At 40.2% G+C, this 6,426-nt stretch carries 5 protein-coding genes and 1 pseudogene; 2 read left to right on the top strand and 4 right to left on the bottom strand.

Translation table 11 applies throughout. The features are described 5' to 3' along the window. Positions 1-205: 205 nt before the first annotated feature. The 3 genes from FKW19_RS14690 to FKW19_RS14680 all read right to left on the bottom strand — a co-directional run bounded on the left by FKW19_RS14690 (position 206) and on the right by FKW19_RS14680 (position 3,088). Positions 206-1,315, bottom strand: a complete 1,110-nt coding sequence (locus FKW19_RS14690) for an LptF/LptG family permease (RefSeq protein ID WP_116100361.1) — start codon at positions 1,313-1,315, stop codon at positions 206-208. Positions 1,316-1,414: 99 nt separating this feature from the next. Continuing rightward, on the bottom strand, positions 1,415-2,182 hold the full coding sequence (locus FKW19_RS14685; RefSeq protein WP_003631050.1) for a hypothetical protein: 768 nt from the start codon (positions 2,180-2,182) through the stop codon (positions 1,415-1,417). A gap of 24 nt (positions 2,183-2,206) precedes the next feature. Continuing rightward, entirely contained in the window at positions 2,207-3,088 is an 882-nt protein-coding gene (locus tag FKW19_RS14680; RefSeq protein WP_150150607.1) for a hypothetical protein, read from the bottom strand. A gap of 286 nt (positions 3,089-3,374) precedes the next feature. Between FKW19_RS14680 and FKW19_RS14675 the strand changes: the two genes are divergently transcribed. Beyond that, complete coding sequence (locus FKW19_RS14675; protein WP_116100360.1) at positions 3,375-4,697, top strand: lipopolysaccharide biosynthesis protein; 1,323 nt, start codon at positions 3,375-3,377, stop codon at positions 4,695-4,697. 14 nt (positions 4,698-4,711) lie between these two features. Further along, positions 4,712-5,830: a glycosyltransferase gene (locus FKW19_RS14670; RefSeq protein ID WP_003631053.1), complete on the top strand. Its 1,119-nt coding sequence runs from the start codon at positions 4,712-4,714 to the stop codon at positions 5,828-5,830. 326 nt (positions 5,831-6,156) lie between these two features. Here the strand turns inward: FKW19_RS14670 and FKW19_RS14665 are convergent. Further along, positions 6,157-6,426 (bottom strand): annotated as a pseudogene (locus tag FKW19_RS14665) (IS5/IS1182 family transposase); the annotation flags it as partial.

The following is a 6,426-nucleotide window of genomic DNA, read 5'->3' as shown; positions in this document are numbered from 1 at the left end:
CTGCTCAAATCGCAGAGCAAAAATCAGGATAAGGAACCTGAAATCACGCACAAGAGCACTCAGTCAAAGGTTTTTCGAACCCTCCAGATGGTGATGAATGCGGATACTCTCCTGCACACATTACAGTGTCAAAAACACCTATTTATATTTCATAATAAAATTTATTATTTTATTTTTAGTTTATTTTTATAATATTTATATTAATTTATCGTGTAATTCGTCCTTGAAAATCACCAGATTTATATAAAAGGACAATTGTACATACAATACCAAATAAAACAGGAGGAACCCACATAAATATTGCAGATAAATTTTTTGTCGCCATAAGACTATGGGATAATTGAAGAGTATGGTCCAATCCGACCAATATTATTAAAGCTATAACTAAACCTGTACGATTTTTTTTCCTTTTTTGGCTCATCGCCAATGAAATTGATAACAAAGGAATAAAAATCAATATAACACTTCGTGCCAGTATAAAATGCATCTGAGAGTACATGTCAGAATACGGGACAAGATAATTTCCATTCTTGAGGCGTATAATAAGTTCCAGAAATGTTAATTCACGTTCATCATCTCCACGTGCATGAAATGCGCCCATATAGCTTTTCCCGATAAGAATTCGAGTAGCATGAGTAAAATATGTCGTAGAGGGAGAATCTTTTTTATCATCTGTAACAATATACCCATCATTCAAATCGATCTGAATATTTTGTGTTGCAGATGAAACATATATATTTCCTTGTCGAGCAGTAATATCCTGTTCTTTACCATAAGAAAGATCACGAATGAATACATGATATAATGTATCGCCGTTTGAATTTACATTGTCTGCGAACAAAGTTAGTTTCCCAGACGGACTCACAAATTTACCTGACTGAAGGCGGGGAGCCCATCCAGTATGGGTTGCTGTATATAGTGCCTTTCGAAAATCGTAGCGTGCATATGGTTGAATAAATCCATAGAGTAAAAATGTTATAATAGAAAAAACGACGCCAACTACAACAAATGGCCGGGCCAATTGCGATAGTGAAATTCCCATACTATTTATTGCATCTATTTCTTCATTTTGGCTCATGTTTTGCATAATGAAAAAGATACTTACGCATAAAGCCGCCGGAATTGCCAAACCTAGATAATGAGGAGTAAGCATAGACAACAATCTTACAAATATTGAAATTTTGTTGTTGCCTTCAGCCAGTATCCCAAACAACACTAGCAATCTTTCCAACAATAGTGCCGTCATTACGACAAAAAGGGACACAAGAAATGGATTTATAGTTTTTGAAAGCGTATATTTGCTTATTATTTTCATGTATACAACCCGATTATTTTATTCAAATCTCTCATCATATGCTATATATCATGAGATTTCTAAATAAAATCCTGTTTTGTTTATTGACGATTATTATATCTATCGCATCTCTGAATAACGTGGATACATTTCCAAAACATGTTTTACTACCAACCATGCTTCCTGCTGTACAGTAGAAAGAGGTAAAGAACTATCCAGATCGAATATGGGCGCACCATTAAACGTTAAAAGCGGCACATCTTTGATTTTGCGTGCCAATGATTCATAACGGTGATCAGGTTTCCGTGCCACCGCAGTCTGCAAATCTACGTTAAGTCGAATTACAACATCAGGTTTGAATGTCGCCATCCATTCATACAATTTCTGCTCAAGACGGGTTAGGATACTTACAAATTTCCCATCAGGATTACGAGCTACGAGACTAGGACCATCCATCGGACCTGGAATGACAGCCTGAGGATAACGGTCAGTTAATATTGTATATCCTTGTTTGTGAAAAAAACGCATCTTCAAGAAACGCATAACTCGTCGCATAGACAAGACAAAAACCACGAAAGCAGTAACTCCTCCTGCCCCCTTGTCAGAACGTGTAGCAGCTGACTTGTTCAAAATTTTCCTGTCTACCTTTCGTCCAACAAACGGCATTCGAGCTATAAATCTACCCCAATTCCCTGTTTGCTTCCCCAAGTGACAAAATCTCGTAGGACGATCCCTCTGCATCTGTTCTAAAATATAATTTCCCAAAGTGGATTTACCACTTCCATCCGCACCGACCACGGCAATGACGGCCGTTTTACGCCCTGAAATAGGACGTAGTTTTTTTATTTCCATCGCAAAATCTTTAATGTGATCTGAACTGAGCATCATAACTGAAAACTTTCCATAATCGCCTTATACTGGAGAAGATGTTATAGTGTGAGGCGGATAGGAAATTTTGCGCAGGTTGGCATCAATAAGCTTACGCAAGCGCACCGCAATGGGATCCGGCAGCAAAAATTTGTCCTTATGATAATCTAACTCACCTCTAATTTCTTTAAGAAGTAATTCATCGTGCATATCCCCCATCAAACCATTAATCGTTGCAAGATAGGCAGATAAGTTATTTAGCTGCTGGCTAGGACGAATGATACGCAAGGTGTCAACAAATGCCGTTCGTCGGCTAATTATTTTACGCAGCGAATGAAACTGTTGTCCCGTGACCTGTTCCCCGGAAGCCAGTGCTTTTGCTAGTTTTGCAATTTCAGCACACTGGAACTCTCTGAACTTCGGAGGATTGCTAGATAAAAAATTTTCAATACGTCTCTGTACTAATTTGAATGGCAAAGGTAGTAAAACGATCCATAAAACTGCCGCCATCCAGCATGTCTTGAACTTTTGCCCACTTTTGAAGGCATCCTGTAAAAAACCCATTTGACTGGTAATAAAATGAAGTTGCCACGGATAACGATGCCGCACATCAAAATTAGCACAACCAAAACGCATATGCTTAAAGCGAGCCCTGACCTCTTTATAATATATACGCTCATCAGGTGAAGCTTCCCGTCTAACGGCAATACGTGCTATCATTCGGCGAAAATCTGCTAAGTCGATACCACGCACCAGCAATTGCCATGATATTCGATAACACGCATTTAGTTCCTCCTGATTACAATCTGGCGTAACATCAGTTGGACATGCAACAGATAGATTTACTTCATCATCGACCATAATATTATGAAAAAGAGCAGCTAACTGCTGGTCTGACGCTCTGGGAGTATCTAGATTAAACGACATATATGGTGTCCGGACATATCATTAAGCGCAAAAATAAAAAGATGTACGAGGTGTCAGCATATGCTGGCTCAAAAAACAGATTTTGACGCAAAAGTCGATACTTGTTTATATTTGATGCCTCGCGTTTGTCGCGCTATATGCCCTCACATCGCAATTAAGGTAACAATAAGTGAGAAATGATGCCTGAAAGTCTGCACGAGCCACAGCATCCATGTGTGGCGTTTTATGGGTTTATTTCTCGATTCCTGAACAATGTGAGAACTTTATTCGCATTGGCAGAATAAAAATGAGCGAAAACAAAGGGAAGACCGCATTTGCTCGAATTATGAGCAACACGACAACGATTGTCGTTGGACGTGTATTAAATGCGATATGTAGTTTTATCTACGTGCCATTAACCGTCCAAGCAGCTGGGTTAAACGGTTTCGGTAATATGCTTCTTATTACAAGCTACCTTATTTTAATATCTGATATAACGCACCTGCACTCATGGCAGCCATTAGTACATTATGGCACTATGTCTCTACGAGAGAAAAATTTTCGGGAATTTAACCAAATATTGACGTTTTGTATGCGTTCTGACGGTCTTAGCGGCATGATTGGAACGATTTTTGGATTATGCGGCATTGCTGTGTTCGGCAACCTACTCGCGTGGCCATCCGATATTAAATCTTTGGCGGAAGTTTGCTCCATTACAATCCTTTTCATGAACCGGGGATGGCCAGTTGGAGCATTACGTCTTCTTGATAAATTCAAAATAGCGACCACGATTGAACTCGTAGGTACCATAACTCGCACAGTTGGTAGTTTTATCGGGTACGAATATAAATGCGGATTATCTTTCTTTGTTTTTCTGTGGTGTTTCACACAGATCGCACTGTTCGCCATATATAACATTGTTGCGCTACGCTTTATCCATGAGGCTACCCGTCAACGTTTCCCATGGAAAGAGCTCTTCTTTCCAACAATACAAATCCCCGGAATATGGAAACTGACACTAGGCACCAGCCTCAACGAAATCTTGCAGGCATTTTTTAAGCAAATTTCGACCCTTCTCATTGGTGCGTGGATGGGAGCTGGAGACGCAGCCATCTTTCGCGTTGCCAGCCAAATTACAAATGCCTTAGCAAAACCTGCCAACATGATGATCCCTGCACTTTATCCAGAATTCATCCGTTCTCGAGACGATGGTAACGTGAAAGAATTAAAGTACATATTAATGCGTATTTACGCCACCATCAGCATTTTAGCAGTTGTGGTACTGACGGTATCCATCACATTAGGGAGCAATATTCTGAATTACATGCTGCATCATTCCATTCCCCAAGGGGGAATGTTAATTGCCATCTTAGCTACAAGTGCGATGATTGATATTTCTGTTGTTCCTCTAGAACCATTGTTGACAGTGATGGGTAGAGTATATTCAGTATTGCATGCGAAAGCATTTGCAATAATCGTTTATATGCCAGTGTTATTCGAACTTACCAAATATTTTGGAATATGGGGTGCTGCAGGATCCGCAGTTGTAGCATCAACAATCATGCTCTGGTGGTGTTCCATAGCTGCGACCAAAATTTTTGCATTAACGTATCCTTCGGAAAATACATGATAACTATTTAAAACATGGCAACAACATTAACTAGGACTGACAAATATATGAAAATCCATTACCTCGTGACTAGTCTAGAAAATGGTGGCGCTGAATTCGCGATGCCTGCTATTTTACAGACATTACGCAAACACAACTGTCAGATTCAAGTCACAGCTTGCGAACCAAGGGACATGAAAGCGGCTCCTAAACTAGAAGCAGCAAACATACCATATACCATCATGTTCGATGGTAAACGAAACAAGCTTACTTACATCTCATCATTTTTAAAAATTTTGCGTAATAATCGTCCTGATATTATTTGGACATCCTTGAGCGCTGCTACTCTTGTAGGGCAAATCGCAGGAAAAATTTTAGGTATTCCTGTCGTAAGTTGGAAACACAGTGCTTCTGTAAGAAGTTATACACAGCTTTTACGCAATCTAACGCAATTATGGATTGCTGATTCAGCGCTTGTTGAGCAGTTTCTACATTCCAAGATGCGCATCCCAACATCGCGTATCATGACTTGGCCGCTCTACGTTTGTGATGATTCAACCTATATCACGACATACTGGGATGGCAAACGTCCTTTACATTTGGGCAGTATGGGACGTTTACGGGAACAGAAAAATTATAGTGCTCTTATTAAAGGAATACAAAATTTTCGATTACATCATCCAAATCTAATAAATCGACTACGTGTCTCCATCGCTGGGGAAGGTCCATTAAAAACAATTTTGCAGAGCGAGATCAAACAATATGGTTTAGATGAAATTATAACCCTTATTGGCTATTGCGATGATACGTCCTCTTTTCTAAAAACCCTTGATGTTTACATCCAGCCCTCTCTTTTTGAAGGTATGTGTCTCGCAGCACACGAAGCTATGGCAATGGGATTGCCAGTAATCGCAACGCCAGTAGGCGAACTCGCGTTTAGTGTGATTAACAACAAAACAGGCTTTATAATAGGAAATAACGTTGAAAATGATCTTTCAAAAATACTTGAAACTATTTTTTCGCAACCAAATATAATTGCAAATTATGGAGTAAAGGCCAGAAATTTCGTAGAAAACAAGTACAGTAAAGAAGCATTTGATGCTGCAGCTATAAATATCCTAGACCGTGTTAAAACAACATTATTATGTTCATGATCAATTAACTCACATTAAAAAAGATCTAATCCAGATTTTGGCAGCGGTGAGATTGAGGAAGCTGGAGGGTTCGAAAACCCACGGGTTTTGGTACACTCCCTGTGATTCCATTTCTCCTGGGTTAATTGGAATGAATGGAAGATGAAGCAGAATGATTTCTTTGGTGTTGAAGAGCAACTCGCGCGATTGAATGTGGAGGGATCGAAGAACCCCTGATTGATGTGCTTGGCCGGTAATTTCTGGGTTTTGGCGATTTGATTGACGGTTTTTGCGATGGCCTCCGGTCTGCGTTTTGAGCAGATTGGGAGTTGTCCTCCGCTGGATGGCTATGCGCTCGCGTTCAATCTTTCGAGGAAGAGGAAGCGGCGCATATTGTAGACGATATTGGCGAGCCCGATCCTCATGGTGGCTCGGCTGATACCGACAGTCCGGACAAACAGCCCCGTCTGTGACTTCTGATCGGCAAAGACATGCTCGACACGCGACCGGATAATGGATTTTCCTGCATTCGATTTCTGGATATGCCGGGGCATAGGCTTGAGATGCGGCTTTTTGCGATGAACCTTGGAGACAAAGCCCTGCTTTTCCATGAAGTC

Source organism: Acetobacter sp. DmW_125128 (genome assembly GCF_008704325.1).
GTDB lineage: Bacteria > Pseudomonadota > Alphaproteobacteria > Acetobacterales > Acetobacteraceae > Acetobacter > Acetobacter oryzifermentans.
This window is presented reverse-complemented; position numbering and strand designations above follow the sequence as displayed.